This is a genomic window from Paenibacillus planticolens, assembly GCF_013141725.1.
Taxonomy (GTDB): Bacteria; Bacillota; Bacilli; order Paenibacillales; family NBRC-103111; genus Paenibacillus_E; species Paenibacillus_E planticolens.
This window is the reverse complement of sequence record NZ_WHNZ01000050.1, coordinates 1-14,475: the sequence shown is the minus strand read 5'-3', so window position 1 is coordinate 14,475 and position 14,475 is coordinate 1. Positions and strand designations below refer to the sequence as shown.

15 protein-coding genes and 3 pseudogenes are annotated in these 14,475 nt (G+C 44.6%); 17 read left to right on the top strand and 1 reads right to left on the bottom strand.

Annotated elements, in window-relative coordinates; all coding sequences use genetic code 11:
• The first annotated feature begins 119 nt into the window (after window positions 1-119).
• From GC097_RS23755 to GC097_RS23730, 10 genes and pseudogenes are all read left to right on the top strand, one after another.
• Window positions 120-347: a hypothetical protein gene (locus GC097_RS23755; RefSeq protein WP_171685795.1), complete on the top strand. Its 228-nt coding sequence runs from the start codon at window positions 120-122 to the stop codon at window positions 345-347.
• A gap of 66 nt (window positions 348-413) precedes the next feature.
• Window positions 414-527: pseudogene (locus GC097_RS35355) on the top strand (hypothetical protein); the annotation flags it as partial.
• Window positions 528-631: 104 nt separating this feature from the next.
• A complete protein-coding gene (locus GC097_RS35350; protein ID WP_376768417.1) occupies window positions 632-871 on the top strand; it encodes an IS66 family transposase in 240 nt (79 codons plus the stop codon).
• Window positions 816-1,438, top strand: a pseudogene (gene tnpC / locus GC097_RS35345) (IS66 family transposase); the annotation flags it as partial. The gene GC097_RS35350 and the pseudogene tnpC, both read left to right, overlap by 56 nt.
• A 30-nt stretch (window positions 1,439-1,468) precedes the next feature.
• Window positions 1,469-1,684, top strand: coding sequence for a transposase domain-containing protein (locus GC097_RS35340; protein WP_376768418.1), 216 nt, complete (start codon window positions 1,469-1,471; stop codon window positions 1,682-1,684).
• A 178-nt stretch (window positions 1,685-1,862) separates the two neighbouring features.
• Window positions 1,863-2,678, top strand: coding sequence for an AraC family transcriptional regulator (locus tag GC097_RS23745; protein WP_171685794.1), 816 nt, complete (start codon window positions 1,863-1,865; stop codon window positions 2,676-2,678).
• 246 nt (window positions 2,679-2,924) lie between these two features.
• The gene (locus tag GC097_RS34810; RefSeq protein WP_281364344.1) at window positions 2,925-3,053 is read left to right on the top strand and encodes a hypothetical protein; all 129 of its coding nucleotides are present in this window, start codon (window positions 2,925-2,927) and stop codon (window positions 3,051-3,053) included.
• Window positions 3,054-3,086: 33 nt separating this feature from the next.
• Window positions 3,087-4,088 (top strand): hydroxyacid dehydrogenase, encoded by a 1,002-nt coding sequence (locus tag GC097_RS23740; protein WP_171685793.1) that lies wholly within the window; start codon window positions 3,087-3,089, stop codon window positions 4,086-4,088.
• A 160-nt stretch (window positions 4,089-4,248) separates the two neighbouring features.
• A pseudogene (locus tag GC097_RS23735) lies at window positions 4,249-4,374 on the top strand (phosphatidylserine decarboxylase); the annotation flags it as partial.
• A 641-nt stretch (window positions 4,375-5,015) separates the two neighbouring features.
• On the top strand, window positions 5,016-5,195 hold the full coding sequence (locus GC097_RS23730; protein WP_171685792.1) for a hypothetical protein: 180 nt from the start codon (window positions 5,016-5,018) through the stop codon (window positions 5,193-5,195).
• Window positions 5,196-5,423: 228 nt separating this feature from the next.
• Here the strand turns inward: GC097_RS23730 and GC097_RS23725 are convergent, their stop codons facing one another.
• Window positions 5,424-7,190, bottom strand: a complete 1,767-nt coding sequence (locus tag GC097_RS23725) for a stalk domain-containing protein (protein ID WP_171685791.1) — start codon at window positions 7,188-7,190, stop codon at window positions 5,424-5,426.
• Window positions 7,191-7,735: 545 nt separating this feature from the next.
• Between GC097_RS23725 and GC097_RS23720 the strand changes: the two genes are divergently transcribed.
• From GC097_RS23720 to GC097_RS23690, 7 genes are all read left to right on the top strand, one after another.
• Complete coding sequence (locus tag GC097_RS23720) at window positions 7,736-8,440, top strand: RNA polymerase sigma factor (RefSeq protein WP_171685790.1); 705 nt, start codon at window positions 7,736-7,738, stop codon at window positions 8,438-8,440.
• Between the two features lie 28 nt (window positions 8,441-8,468).
• Window positions 8,469-9,491 carry a hypothetical protein gene (locus GC097_RS23715; RefSeq protein ID WP_171685789.1) on the top strand — a complete coding sequence of 341 codons (1,023 nt, stop codon included), beginning with the start codon at window positions 8,469-8,471 and terminating at the stop codon, window positions 9,489-9,491.
• A gap of 275 nt (window positions 9,492-9,766) precedes the next feature.
• Window positions 9,767-10,051, top strand: a complete 285-nt coding sequence (locus GC097_RS23710; protein WP_171685788.1) for a hypothetical protein — start codon at window positions 9,767-9,769, stop codon at window positions 10,049-10,051.
• Window positions 10,052-10,307: 256 nt separating this feature from the next.
• Window positions 10,308-10,832, top strand: coding sequence for an SMI1/KNR4 family protein (locus tag GC097_RS23705; RefSeq protein ID WP_171685787.1), 525 nt, complete (start codon window positions 10,308-10,310; stop codon window positions 10,830-10,832).
• 203 nt (window positions 10,833-11,035) lie between these two features.
• Window positions 11,036-11,518: an 8-oxo-dGTP diphosphatase gene (locus tag GC097_RS23700; protein WP_171685786.1), complete on the top strand. Its 483-nt coding sequence runs from the start codon at window positions 11,036-11,038 to the stop codon at window positions 11,516-11,518.
• A gap of 25 nt (window positions 11,519-11,543) precedes the next feature.
• Window positions 11,544-11,789, top strand: a complete 246-nt coding sequence (locus GC097_RS35335; RefSeq protein ID WP_171685785.1) for a histidine phosphatase family protein — start codon at window positions 11,544-11,546, stop codon at window positions 11,787-11,789.
• An 853-nt stretch (window positions 11,790-12,642) separates the two neighbouring features.
• Complete coding sequence (locus GC097_RS23690) at window positions 12,643-14,091, top strand: pyridoxal phosphate-dependent decarboxylase family protein (protein ID WP_171685784.1); 1,449 nt, start codon at window positions 12,643-12,645, stop codon at window positions 14,089-14,091.
• Window positions 14,092-14,475: the final 384 nt, after the last annotated feature.

The window sequence follows — 14,475 nt, the reverse complement described above, 5'->3', positions numbered from 1 at the left end:
GAAATAGATGCGAATACAGACCGTTTTTTCTCGTTGTTGAGGTGATCAAATGAGTGTGTTGACTGGCAATATCAATATAGTCAAGTGGATGGTTCCGCACCAGGTCTTATACCTATTTCGTGTTTACTTACCTTCTAGCCAGTTTCGTGCTGGTAGGCGCTAAGCAATTAGCGAGGAGCTCCGCTCCGGCTGCGATGGCTTCGTCCGCATTTGAGACTGCCGTCGATATCGCAAAGGATTTCAAGCGATGGTCGAACGGAGAGATCAATGGCGGCATGGTCGCGCTAAACGCCGTCAGCCACACGGCTGCGACTATGGGAATTTACAGAATGATGAAAGGAGATTAAAGGGAAAGAACGCCGGAGCAAGTAACTTACGAGCGCAGAAAATCGACCGGTAAGCGCGAAGCGGATATGGAACGTCTGCCGATCGAGACCGTGACCTATGAGTTCAGTGAGACGGATCAGGTCTACTCGTGCTGTGGTGGTGCACTTCATGAGATGAGCACCGAGACTCGAAGCGAGATCTCCATCGTGCCACCTCAAGTCAAGGTCATCCGACATGTGCGGAGATCTATTCCTGCCGCCATTGTGAGCGTGAAGACATTCAGACACCTATCGTCACGGCTCCGATGCCGAAACCCGTCTATCCGGGAAGCATCGCTTCGCCGTCGGTTCTGGCGCATATCATGTGCCAGAAGTACGTGGACAGCATGCCGCTTTATCGACAGGAGCAGCAGTTTGCACGTTTGGGCTTTACATTGTCCCGGCAAACGATGGCGAACTGGATGATATACGGAGCGGGGCAGTGGCTCCGTGGTCGATGCCATAAAGACGTATTTGCTCAAACAGGAGACGCTGCATGCAGATGAGACGACGCTGCAGGTGCTGGGAAGGTCGGCAGAATCCACATCCTATCTGTGGCTCTACCGGACCGGCCGATGCGTATCACCGGCGGTGCTTTATGACTATCAGATGACATGGGGCGGTGAACATCCCCGGAAATTCTTAACCGCTTTAAGGGGTATCTACATGTGGACGGCTATCCAGGTTACCACAAAGTTGCTGGTGTTACACTAGTCGGATGCTGGGCGCATGCCCGGCGCAAGTACGACGAAGCGTTAAAAGCCTCGCCCGAGACGAAGGGGCAATCGGACACGGCGGCGGGTCAGGAGCTGGCGTATTGCAATGCGCTCTTCGTCATTGAACGCGACTTGAAGGATGCCACGCCGGAAGAGCGATATGCCGTAAGGCAAGGACGAAGCCTTCCGGGATTGGATGCTTATTCAAAATAGCTCCATCAGCAGCGTTCGCGAACGCTACTGAAAAGCTTGGTTGGACAAGCGATCACCTACAGTCTGAATCAGTGGGAGAAGCTCACCGCTTTTCTGAAGGACGGAAGGCTTGAGATCGATAACAATCGCAGTAAGAGGTCGATCAAGCCGTTTGTCATTGGGAGAAAAAACGGGTTGTTTGCTAACACGCCAAGAGGCGCGAAGGCCAGTGCGGCGATCTACAATGTTATCGAGACGGCGAAGAAAAATGTACTGCATCCGTTTAAGTACTTCAAGCATCTATTCGAGCAATTGCCGCAGCTCAAGGACCCCCGGGATCCGAAGTCGCTGGAGCCGTTTTTGCCCTGGTCAGCGTCTATTCCACTGACGTGTCGTGTCTTTACTTCGTGATAAGTCTATAACAGCTCCAGTACAATGTAGGTCTGGGGCTATTGACGTTTACATCTTTTCCAAGGGATTCACGAATTTTTTTGGTACAAAAAATACAGGGATAAAATCACAACTTGTCGAATAATTAGTTATCCTGCATTTTTCCAGATAAAGTAGCGATTGGAGGATTCATGCGCAAATGACCAGTAAGCGTGTCGATTTATCCATAAAAGGCATTCACCTATATGAAAGTAAACATAAGGAAGGCGACAAAGTCACGGAGCATCATCATCAGATTCATCAAATTCTGTACGCTTTAGACGGAAAGGGCACCATTTTGCTGGAAGGCAAGAACTTGGAGTTCAACCAAGACAACGGTGTGGTCATCGTGCCTTATGACAACCATGCGATTTTTTCTGACTCGAAAATGACAGTGTTGGTCCTCGGTTTTGATCAAACCGCTCTTGATGGCTCGGTGCGTGAGGCGCTGTTGGATGAATGCTTCACCACCTCCCGAATCATGAAGCTAAATCCGTTCGCCGGGAGTGAATTCAGGCAGCTTCTAAGGAAAATGCTGTTCGAGCAGTCGCGGGGAAAGTCGCTGAACTTATTGGCTATGAAAATCCATTTGTCCGAAGTTCTACTGGTTCTCGCCCGTTCGCAGCAGTCCGCTCCGGTGTCGGATGCCAACAGTTTACGAGCCGAACGGCTGCGTAATTACATTGACACGCATTATTTTGAAATCATGAGCTCGAATGACATCTCCGCCAAGCTGGGAGTGAGCAACCGGCATATCAATAATATTTTTAAAGAACAATACAGCGTGACCCCGATGCAGTATTTAACCGAAGTTCGGGTGGAGTTGGCGAAAAAAATGCTGGCTGAAACGGAGAAAGATATTGTATCCATCTGTTTTGAAGTAGGGTTCGAAACGGTGTCCACGTTCTACCGAACGTTCAAAAAAACCGTTCATATGTCCCCGAATAAATACCGCAAAGCATATAAAACCGAATAACAAATCACCGTAACATAATATACCAATAACCTTCTTCGTTTGCTGGCAATGAAGAGGTTATTTTTTTTCCAGCGGGAGCGTTGCCGGCAATAAAAAGAGTTCCAATATTAAGAAAGCGATTCCCATTCTAGTAAGACCGAAGCTCGCTCTATGCAATACGATAAGTGTATCACGTGACGTGGGGTGTCGTGTACACCACTATCATCATGCATATCGAAAAGAGAAGGGAAGATATGGCAGTTCATTATGAAAATGATCACCGGATCAGAGCCGATCAGTAATTGGCCGCAAGTCATCGAAGAGTGGAAATCCATAGGCGATAATGATGTTATTAAAGAAGCGACGGAACGTTATAACAAAAAAGATGGCGTTTAAATGCCACGCAGATAAGTAGAGGAGGAAGTTGTAGTGCGTACTCTCATTGCTATTGCCAATCCGGACTTGCGTAAGCTCGTTATCTCCGAGCGTGCGATAGCCGCATTGACTGAGGTTTCAGAAATTGATTGGGTTCCCTTAGGAGAATCGTATACGAGTGAAGATTTGGCCAGAGATATTCCAGCTTATGATGCTTGCATCACGAGTTGGCGTTCACCTAAATTTACACAAGAGGTGCTAGAAAAGGCGGTGCGTTTAAAATTTATCGGTCACGCAGCAGGTACGGTCATTCCAATTGTCGATGAATCCGTGTTCCAAAAGCCAGTAACGATTGTTAATGCCAACTCGGCGTTAAGCAAATCGACGGCTGAAGGAACGGTTATGATGATGATGCTTGCTGCATGGAATTGCATGCCTTATATCAAGTCGCTGCAGGAAGGGAAATGGTCGCAGAGCAGCCAAGAAGCAGTAATGGGATTGTCTGGAACCACGGTCGGTTTGATTGGCTATGGCGAGATCAGTAGTGAGGTTATTCGCTTACTTGCACCTTATCAAATGAAGATTCTGCTTCATTCACGGTATTGTACGGAGGCGGCGGCGGCGGAATTAGGTGTTCAACTATGCGGCTTAGACGAATTATTGCAGCAAAGCGACATTATCTCGCTGCACAGCACGTTGACGTCAAGTAGCTCAGGGATACTTGGCGCACGTGAGCTGTCGATTATTCGCGATGGCGCTGTCCTGATTAATACAGCCAGAGCTCCTCTGATTGATGAGCAAGCGCTGATCGACGAATTGCGCAAAGGACGCTTTACAGCTGCACTGGATGTATTTTATCAGGAGCCATTAGGCAAAGACCATGAATTGTTGCGCCTATCCAATGTGATTTGTACACCACACATAGCCGGGTTTAATCGCCACTGGAGATCGCAACAAGTAGAAATGGTTGTCCGGGATTTGTTGAGATTGTTAAAAGGTGAGCCATTGCATGGTGAGATCACATTGGATAAGTATCGCCGATTAACACCGAGGTGATAACTCCAAAATAACCGCCCCAAACCTTGCTTGTAAGGAAAAAATGATTCCTTTTATCGCTAAGGCTGGATGAAACCGTTCCAAAGCTATGCAATCCGATCAAAGCGTATTTCGCATTTTCAGATTGTTTAAGCTTGTCAGAGAGTGCTCAGATTCTAAGCAGGATTATACGAGTGAGGAACTGCTTAATCAAAGTCCGCGAATGATCAATTACACAGACGGCTTTTTCTATGTCTTATACTTAAGCCCAACCGATTATCATCGGATTCATTCCCCGGTAAGCGGTTTTTACAAAGCTTAAATTTATCCATCTACAGGAATCTAACGGGAGAACGTTAGTTCAATTAACCGCCGTATCATGAGGCGGTTTTTCTTTTGGTTGAGAATCAACAATATAGAATAACAGAGCCTTTTGTTTAGTCTATTTTTCGCTCATTTCGAATTTTACGTTATAATTTAAGTAGCAAAATAAAAAAAACTGGCTCCCCCCTAAATTCTTGGTCAGGTTTTTTTGTTTCGTTTTTAAAAAAGCCCCGCCAAAAATGCATTTTTATTTCACGCATTAACCGAATACACACGAAAACAACAAAAATGCCAAAATGAGCCGTTTTTGTTTCAATACGATTCGGTACTCGAAAAGCTTCGAAAATCCAGGAAATATAAAGCGATCACAAAATATATAAACAATCTCTCATTAAAAATAGCGCCTGGCAAAACATAAATTGCACGAACAGTGCAATTTTTGCATCATTTGTGCAGAAACGGATTGTTTCGATGAAGGAGCCGCGTGCAGAAATGAAACGGCAACGAAGCAGCTGAAGACAAAAAGAGTACCGTTTCGTTTGCTGTGCGCAGATTCATCAGCGAAACGGTATAATAAAACGTGAGGTGATTTTCATGGGTGACATTATAAAATTTCCGAAAAGCATGAAAGCCGTCATTGCCGAAAACCGCGCAAAGCGATTATCTGAAACAGAGCAGCTAGAAGCCGAAATCGAGGAATTGAAAGCGAAAATACCAGGCTTGCAAGAGTTCGGTAAGCAGCTCGCCGCCAAAATCGATGCCCGAAAAACTGAATTAGAAACCAAAGAAAAAAAGCCCGAATGAAAACGAAAAAGAGCCCGCCACGCCCTCTCCTTAATTTTCGCATTTGGCTGCTCTCTTTGTTATTTCATAATGCTTGCTTCATCATCCAAAAGACGAGTTAAGATACACAAGTGCCGTGACCCATTCATCGTTTTAGACGGGGATTTCACCTTCAAATGGTTGTGGAAATGTAGTATTCCATCACTACCAAGACCGTCCTTAATTGGTTAGGGCGTTCTTATGGTCTTCTTAGGGTGTTGGCATTGTTTTTGTTATGTTTCCGCTGACATCGTAGGTTATTACACCGTCTTTAACGGAGAGGATACGTAGGATGTCTTCGTCAGATACGAGTGTTTCTACGGAGCCGCCTGTAAGTTTCACTCGTTTAAGGATTCCATCGCCAATATGCTTAGGTGTTACTATTGCGTCGAGATAGTAGAGATAGTCTCCATAAATAGCGTATGAAAGATGCCCTACGTTTGATACGATAAGAGAGTCGGTTAAAGTTTTAAGGTCTACTAGGTGAAAACTCATTGTATACGGAGACTTTTCACCATCAGGAATAGCGTACAGTATGAACTTATCGGTGTAAATGATGTTATTGTTCACGTTCTTTAATACTAGAGTGGGTTCGTCGACCGCACCCGTTTTCAAGGTTGTCAAGGGAGTTCGTACTAAGTTAATCTCACCATCCTGGTAAGAATCATAGTAAATAAACCCATTGTTAAGTATAAGACTTAGACTTGGTGAGGATAGCAGAATCCCCCGAGCAGGGTAGGTGATTTTGCCGTCTTTGTCGATATGAATTAAATCGATCTTACGAAGTCTAGCCCACTGGTCTAATTTTTCATTGTTAGCTTCTTCCTCGGGAGTTAGCTTAAGTTCCCGATATAGATAAAGTTCGTTACCCTCATCGGATATTAATTGCGCACTATCAAATACGGAATCATAGTAGGTGTCTGCGTTTGTTGGTGATTTACCACCAACTACAACATGCCCGCGCATATGATCTTCCGATTTTAAGAAAAACTCAAAGGTCAGGTCTCCAAAGGGCTGAAGACCACTATAATAGTATCTGTGAGGATCCCCTTCAAACGTAAGTGTATGTACTTTATAGTCTTCTGCTAAGTTAAGGTTCAAGTCGTCCCAAGTCGCGTCGAGGTAATACCACTTATCGTTTAACTTCACGGCGTTCCATGCGTGATTTACATTTGAAAGTCTTCCCGTGACGTTATCTTCTGTTGTAGCGTTTCCGATGACGAGGTTATTCTCGATTCCCACTTTTGTTAAAAGGTAAGACATTGCTTCCGCATACCCCTCACAAACTGCGATACCGTTAAGGAGCGTTCCTCTGGCGGATCCATCAGAGGAGGGGACTGTATTCCTACGGAAGTTAAGGTAGTCGTACTCGACGTGATTTACCACATACTTATGTATGGCATAAACCTTTTGGAAGGGGGTCATTGAAGGCGTGATGATCTCGTTGAGGATGTCGGTAACTTTCCTATCGAAAGGAGAAAGCTTATCGTAGGAGGTAATCGATACACGGCTGTTATAGGAATCCCAATCCACGTTTGCGTCTAAGGCTTCGGCTACCACTCGGAGTGGAACGTATGTAGTGTCGTTATAGATTTCAGGGAGCGCAGGGAGCCAGATGACGCCACCGTTAATTGTTGCATTAGCACTCCCTATCGTTAAGGTCATCGTTTTAGTTCCCTTTACGGCGGTTACTGTCTTGGTAGAACTTTCCCATTTAACGGACGCGCTAAGGGCTTCGAAAATAGACCGCATAGGTACTAGAGTGGAGCCATCTCGGAGGATAGCAGGTTGCTCGAAGTCTTGCGGGACGGAATCGACGAGTACGGGAACTTTGTCAGGATTGAATGAATCCGCTGAGGTAGCTGTAGGTGCTAGTAGTGAGCCTATTAAGGTTACGGAGACAACTAAGGTTTTTAATGGCTTACGGAACATTGAATAAACCTCCTTTAGTTTAGGTACTTCAGTTTTGGCGTCCATATGAAATAAGCGTACCATGGCATGGAATTATTCTACATAGTTTTTTTCGTAATACTTTGTCCAGCCTAACTTATTTAAAATCGCAAAAGCAACCAAAAACCTAATCCTGTAACGAAGATTGCTCAAAATGAGAATCAATCGTTAAGCTAATGGGAAACTATAGCTAAATAAACTCAAAAGGCTGCCAAAATAATGGTGGCCTTTTCTGCTAATAGAAAGTACGTCATCATACAAAAAAAGGAAAAATTCAACTTCCTCACGAATAAATATTGACGAGACTCGTGAATTTCTCGTCCCAAGGATATTTACGAAGTTCGCAAATAAGAGTTAGGCGAAACCACAAAGAAGATAAATCTTAAAAACATATAAAACAAAAAAAATGCCGATCACTTCAATCGTCTCTTCAAGTTGCAAGCGGGATTAACTCCAGCGCCTATCGTAAAATATGTTCGAACAGGTGAAAAAAATTTCGAATGATGATAGATTTCGTAAGTCCAGTGGCATCAATCATTATATTGGGAGTATGAAAGGATGGCATTTACGGAATGATGGAGCATCACGAGCTTGTGCAGAGAGCCCGTTCCGGAGATCGGGATGCGTTCGGGGAATTAGTCCGGTACCATCGCAACCAGGCGCTAGGCTGGGCGACTTCTATCGCGGGAGACCGATCGCTGGCTGAAGATATTGTGCAGGATGCACTGATCCGCGCATTCCTGCATGTGGGGACCCTAATGAATACGGAGCGATTCGTGCCATGGCTTCAGCGCATCGTGCGAAACCAGGCTTATATGAAGATGCGACGCGGCGGTCCTTATGCAAAGGAGCTCCCCTTTTCCGGATTCAGCCGGATTGGACCACGTGTAGACACATCATCTGCCGAGACGGATTGGACCGACATCGACGCCATCTTATTGCGCCTTTCCCGCTATGCTGCCGAAGATGCGCATAATCGCAATGATCCGGCTATTTCATTAATGCGCGCCGATATGCTGCAGGGACTTCAAGAGTTGCTTAAATGCCTGAGCAAGCGGGAAAAAGCGATTTTTGAAGCTCATTTCTTCGATGAGCTCACGCCAGCTGAAATAGCCTTCTTGTTCCAGACTACGACTGCCAACGTTTACACCAGTTTATCGAGATCGAAGAACAAGGTGTATCGAGAACGGATTCGTATATCCTTGAACGGGTACGTTCAGAATCGAGCTTCTCTAGGTCTCCCGAATCGTGCTATTCTGGCCACTCCCCCAATCTAACATATTACATAACGGAGGTATCGTAACGATGATTGCAGATCAATTATTCAATCGGGATTGGATGAAGACTATGACATCTGCCGCAAGCGCTGTATATGGAGCGGTCAGCTACAACGACAAAAAAAATTTCTCACTGGTTGACGTAATGGGACTCACAGGACATGCCTTTCGACTTAACATCGATCCTAAGGAAGTGAACGTGGCTGGCCCTACCTCTTTTCCGGGGGGGTATATTCTTCGCAGAAATTTATGCAATTTAGGCTATACGAGCAACATGGGGGAAGCTTCAGTCCCGGTATCGCCGAATGACTTGGAGCAGACCATTGCTCTTATTCAGCGCACAGTTGACAAAGGCTATCCCGCGATTGCTTTCGATCTATTTATCCCGGAATTCGGACTGATTTATGGCTACGATGACGAAACCCAGATGTTTAATGCGAAGGATGTTTCCAAGGATGGCATGAAATCATATGCTGAAATTGGAAGGCCTAAGATTGGGGTCCTATTCTTGGTAACGATTGAGGATAGCCTTCCCCATTCCAAGTACGAGATGCTGCGAATGGCACTGGATATGATTGTGGATCATTCTCGCGGACGGGAATGGACATATAATTTCAAGGATCGATATGCGCAAGGGCTTAAGGGGTACGATGCCTGGATCCAAGTTATGGAAGAGCGCAATGCGGATGAGTTCGGGAATGCTTACAATACCGCGGTTGCAGCAGATGCTAGAGAATTCGCCTTCCAGTTCCTTCAGGAGCTGACGGTCAAATGGGACGGCACTAATGTGGTGGAACGTACGGTTCGAGCACGAGCGGCAGAAGCGGCAGACCATTTTGTAGCTGTGGCGGAAGCCTTGGACAAGATGCGTCAAATGTTCCCATTCCCGGAAGGAGGCCGGCCCAAAGATCCTGAGCAAGCGGACAAGGCTATCGAGCTATTAAGTGCCGCACGAGATGCGGAGACTAAGGGCATTGAAGTTCTGGAGAAGCTTCTGTCTTTTATGAAGGCGTATCACTCCGATATTTGGATTAAACCGACGCCAAAATGAGGTTTATGGTCAAACAGCCTGCCAAAACGGCAGGCTGTTCTCTAAAATGATAAGATGTATAAGCTCTGTTGATTGATATTTGCAAGTCGTTTAACGGGTCAAGTTCTTGTCGTCCGATGTCGGACGGCAAGAACTTGATCCTTTTATGGACGCACGACAAAAACTCGACCCTCACATCGGGAGACAAGAGAGGAAACTAGACTAACGAGCAGTTTTGTGGAACCCTGTTGTGGTAATATGAAGAAGGAGAACCTGAATTTCACAAGGGGGATACTATGGGGAAAATTTTACTGTCTGAAGAAATGGCAGTCCAAGTAGAAAGCAGATTAAGAACTGTATGGGATATCAATAAAGCGTACTGGTATCCCTTATTTGATTGTAAGAGAAACGATGTAATTGCATTTGATTCAAAATACATTCATGTACCAGTGAAATTAAAGATATTAAAGGAAATATTTGAAGAACATAGTATAGCTACAGCGTATGAAATAAGGGAAGAAGGTTCTTCTTTTTTAATTTCTGATTTTTTTAAGTATGAAATGTGGGATGAAGAACCGTAATTTGAGGTTAGTGAATGTTTCTGGTTTGATAATAACATGGATTGGATTATATACGTTTCCCATGAAGGTACAACTACTTTTGGTGGTGAGTGGCTTCTGTCAAAAGTAAAAGAAGAGTAGAATAATTGGAAAAATCATATCTCATGAAATAAAAAAATTTAGATAGGGTTTGTTACGTTAACTGAGAACGTTAGTGAAATAGCGGTTGCTTCGGCGGCCGTTTCGTTTTTTCTCCGCTAACGAGCAGATTACGCTAATGAAGGAATTGAAATTGGTCCTCCCGAATAATGAATTATCCCTTAAGGAAGTAGGTTTGTTTGTGAGAAGTGAACATTTATTAAAGCTCCTGCATGAGAAGGAATTGTATACTGACCGTCCTTTTCATGGGTGTAGCGAAGCAGAAATAAAGATACTAGAGCAAGAAATGGGAATCAAGTTACCCGAGACTTATCGACAATACTTACTTGCTGTCGGCCATTATTCGGGAAGATTGTTCCAAGGTACAGATACGAATTTCTCACAAATAAAGGAACTTCAGAGTGAGACAGTAGAATTATTACGAGAGAATAATAACCCTGTAGTGTTGCCTGATAGCACTTTTGTATTCTCAATGCATCAGGGGTATGAAATTAGATTTTTTAAATTAAATGAAGGGGATAATCCTCCGGTCATGGAATGGTACGAGGGAAGTACAAAGGGGATAATTAAGCTCTATGATTCATTTGAAGAGTTTCTTTCTGATTCAATTTATCAGCATACAGTCATAAGGTGGCTTGATTAATATAAGGAGAAAGATAGCTTAATGAAGAAACGAAGGCAGCCAGACAGACAGAATGATCGGCTGTCTTCTCCACGAACGGGAGGATAGGTCAATAATTTTACGAATACTCAAGTATGGGATTTTTGCGAAGTTCTTAAATATAACGTTATCTGAAAGAGTTGAGTGCTTGAATAAAGTACAAAACACCTAAAAGGAGATTTTAAATGAATCTGAACCATGAACTTTTTACAATGTGCATGATTTTGAAAGATGATAAAGTTCTTTTAATAAATCGACCCAATAAATTAGGATTTCCAGGTTACATCGCTCCTGGAGGCAAAGTTGATTATCCAGAAAGTATAGTTGATGGAGCAATTCGTGAAGTAAGAGAAGAAACAGGTCTAATAATCAAAAACATTATTTATAAAGGATTAGCGGAATACTGTGAACCAAAAACCGGACTGAGGTCAATGGTATTTAATTATTTAGCTACTTCTTTTGAAGGAGAGTTATTACAAAACCCACCTGAAGGAGAATTACTTTGGATTGAAAGGGAGAAGGCAATAGAATTGCCAATGCAAGACTGGTTTAAGAGCAGATTTCCATTATTCTTTAAACATGGGACCTTTGAAATAAGTTCGATTTGGGATAAAGACAATAATATAACAACAGGGAAAACCGAGATACATTATTCAGAGGGTAAATAACGGGATTCAATAAGGGGCGGCACAAATGGCAACCACAGTAGGGCTTATCAGTCACGGAGTGACCGAATGGAATAACATTGGCAAGGCTCAAGGTGTTTCCGATATACCTTTGAACGAAGAAGGAATAAAGCAATCTATTGCATTGGCTCATAGGCTTTCAAGAGAAGTATCGGCTGCGTTGGTAATGATGGTTCAACAGAACATGATTCCTTCTTGGATAGCGATTGTGATCATTGGTCGGGAAGTAATGGTTATGATATTGGCAAGTTGAAGATTTCGATAAGGAGAACTGTAAGAGGACAAGAACATACATCCATTTGAATCCGCGATTTGAGCGGATTTTTTATTTTATGGATATAACTTCTTGTCTTTTCTAAAAGACAAGAAGTTCTACTGTTTTCCAATATTGGAGATGAAGAAGATACCATTCCCGTAGTTGCTAAACGATACAACTTGAGGGTCTATTTAACAGTATACAATACATTTTTGTGTCCTAAAATTCGGATTTCTTATATGTTCAAATTGAAACAATAAATATGCGAAAACAGGCTACACGCAAACACATAGGCTGTCAGTCAAAACCGCTGTCTTTGTTCAACGTAGTCATTGACCACTCAAAACTATCTTGAACAACGTTACAAGCCGTGATGGAAATACACTGGTTACTCAACAAGAACAAGTACCATTAGAGGTATTTATTAAGCCTGAGTGGATTCCATTTAGATCAAATGAGCAAAAAGAAGTAAATGAGCAGCTTCTTGAAACATTCAACACAATTATTAGTTGATACTCCAGGGACTTTTTTGGGATGAGATTATCTTTATGATTTTCATAAGCTGAGAGCTGCTGCGCTAGTAGTCGATAGTCAGAACAACTGGCAGTGGCGGGTTTGAGTATTAATTATCTGTACGTGGTCACAATGCTTATCCGTAAACCCAAGAGTTTACAGTGAGGATTTGGATTCAAAGACGGAAAAAAGTTTGAAGTTAGCTTACGCTGATTAGAATTCGAATAGTAAAGTTCATTGAAGAAATACTAGCAAGGTGTGAGGTGTGGGAATTGATGAGCAAGATATGAAAAGGGGCATAGTGTTAAAATATATTTGTCTTAAATTCATACGATAAATGGAGGTTTTTTTTTTGACAAAAAAAACAAATATTGATGCTAATATCCGCTCTCTGCTTGAGCGTACCCAACTCCATGCTGTTGATTTTCTCTGCAGACTGGACAAGCAGTCTGTCAGCGCAACTACAGACACAGGTACATTACGGCGTCGATTAGGCCTGCCTCTTGGCAATGAAGGCATACCTGCCGAACGCGTAATAGACGAATTGGTGGCTGCCACCGAAGGAGGACATTTGGGCTCTGCAGGGGGACGTTTCTTTGCCTGGGTGATTGGCGGTGCACTTCCTTCAGCACTTGCAGCCGATTGGCTCACTTCCACCTGGGACAATAACGCCGCTCTATATGCTTGCGGGCCGGCCGCTTCTGTAGTGGAAGAGGTTGCCGGAGCCTGGATCAAAGAGGTGCTTGATCTGCCTAGCACAGCTTCGTTCGCATTTACCACCGGCTGCCAGATGGCGCACTTCACCTGCCTCGCCGCCGCACGCCACGCACTCCTTCGAGATAGGGGCTGGAATGTAGAGCGAGACGGGTTGACCGGAGCCCCCGCAATACGTATTCTGGCATCGGAACAGCGCCATGGAAGTATCGAACGAGCACTGCGCTTCCTCGGCATAGGAACAGCTGCCTTGGTTCCTCTCACAACAGACGCAGACGCGCGTGTCACAGCAAATGTGCTGTCCACAGTGCTTAAAGCTTCTGATAGCCCAACGATTGTTATTCTTGACGCAGCGGATCTTAACGTAGCCGCGATCGATCCGTTCAGCGAACTCATCCCTATCGCGCGAGCGGCGGGGGCATGGGTGCATATCGACGGTGCGTTTGGACTTTGGGCACGAGCAAGTGGACAACATCGGAGCAAACTGGCAGGAGTCGAAATGGCGCATTCATGGGCGACGGATGCGCATAAATGGCTGAATACACCGAAGGACCTAGGAATTGCCCTAATTACAGACTTCGATGCACATCGCGCGGCAATGGGGATTAACGCAGACTACCTGACCCATGATGCGGAAACGCGCGACCAAATCAACTGGACGCCTGAATGGAGTCGACGCGCACGAGGCTTTGCGGTTTATGCAGCGTTGCGTGAGCTTGGCAGAGATGGCGTGGCCGATCTCATTGAGCGGAGTTGTGCCCATGCCGCAGCGCTTGCAAACGGTATCGCAGCGTTGCATGGCGCAGAGCTGGTTTTCGCACCCACGCTGAACCAAGCACTGGTCAGGTTCCTCTCGCCAGAGCCCAATGCGTCAGAAGAAGATCACGACGCTCGCACCGCCTCTGTGATTGCCAATATCAACGCGGAAGGAACGGCATTTTTCAGCGGCACAGTTTGGAGAGGGCGGCGTGCAATGCGAATCAGCGTTGTCAACTGGCGCACGTCGGATACCGATGTGCATGCAACAGTAACCGCAGTCGCGCGTGTGCTCGCCAGTATGGACCTTAGCTAGTATCCTTACCCTTATTGAGTGTTGCAATACACGTAAGGAAAAACGAAAATCAATAGATGATTTTGTTGGATAAAATTTAATTGATATTTCCTCAACCGTTACTTGAATTGGATAATAACTCCTGTTTGCATGATAAAAATAGGAGGAAAAAGTGTCATCAGACTAGAGAATTTCCGTTGTATCGGTAACCAACGGTCTGGTGAGAGGGCAGCAATCGTCACCATTAAATACACGAATCAAAGCTTGCAGCTTCCTGTCGATGTAGAGATCGTTAGACGTGCAGGATTATAGAACGGCAAGTCGTACTATTAATTTCGGATCATAACGGAAAAGGGGTTGATTGGAATTAACATCAATCGATTAGATCATCTGGTTTTGACTGTC

Bases quoted from the DNA above. Each gene is read 5' to 3' on its own strand.
- GC097_RS23715 (WP_171685789.1), top strand. From the start codon at position 8,469: ATGATTGCAGATCAATTATTCAATCGGGATTGGATGAAGACTATGACA.
- GC097_RS35350 (WP_376768417.1), top strand. From the start codon at position 632: ATGCCGAAACCCGTCTATCCGGGAAGCATCGCTTCGCCGTCGGTTCTG.
- GC097_RS23705 (WP_171685787.1), top strand. From the start codon at position 10,308: ATGAAGGAATTGAAATTGGTCCTCCCGAATAATGAATTATCCCTTAAG.
- GC097_RS34810 (WP_281364344.1), top strand. From the start codon at position 2,925: ATGAAAATGATCACCGGATCAGAGCCGATCAGTAATTGGCCGCAAGTC.
- GC097_RS23725 (WP_171685791.1), bottom strand. From the start codon at position 7,190: ATGGACGCCAAAACTGAAGTACCTAAACTAAAGGAGGTTTATTCAATG.
- GC097_RS23745 (WP_171685794.1), top strand. From the start codon at position 1,863: ATGACCAGTAAGCGTGTCGATTTATCCATAAAAGGCATTCACCTATAT.
- GC097_RS23730 (WP_171685792.1), top strand. From the start codon at position 5,016: ATGAAAGCCGTCATTGCCGAAAACCGCGCAAAGCGATTATCTGAAACA.
- GC097_RS23720 (WP_171685790.1), top strand. From the start codon at position 7,736: ATGATGGAGCATCACGAGCTTGTGCAGAGAGCCCGTTCCGGAGATCGG.
- GC097_RS23700 (WP_171685786.1), top strand. From the start codon at position 11,036: ATGAATCTGAACCATGAACTTTTTACAATGTGCATGATTTTGAAAGAT.
- GC097_RS35335 (WP_171685785.1), top strand. From the start codon at position 11,544: ATGGCAACCACAGTAGGGCTTATCAGTCACGGAGTGACCGAATGGAAT.
- GC097_RS23710 (WP_171685788.1), top strand. From the start codon at position 9,767: ATGGGGAAAATTTTACTGTCTGAAGAAATGGCAGTCCAAGTAGAAAGC.
- GC097_RS23690 (WP_171685784.1), top strand. From the start codon at position 12,643: ATGGAGGTTTTTTTTTTGACAAAAAAAACAAATATTGATGCTAATATC.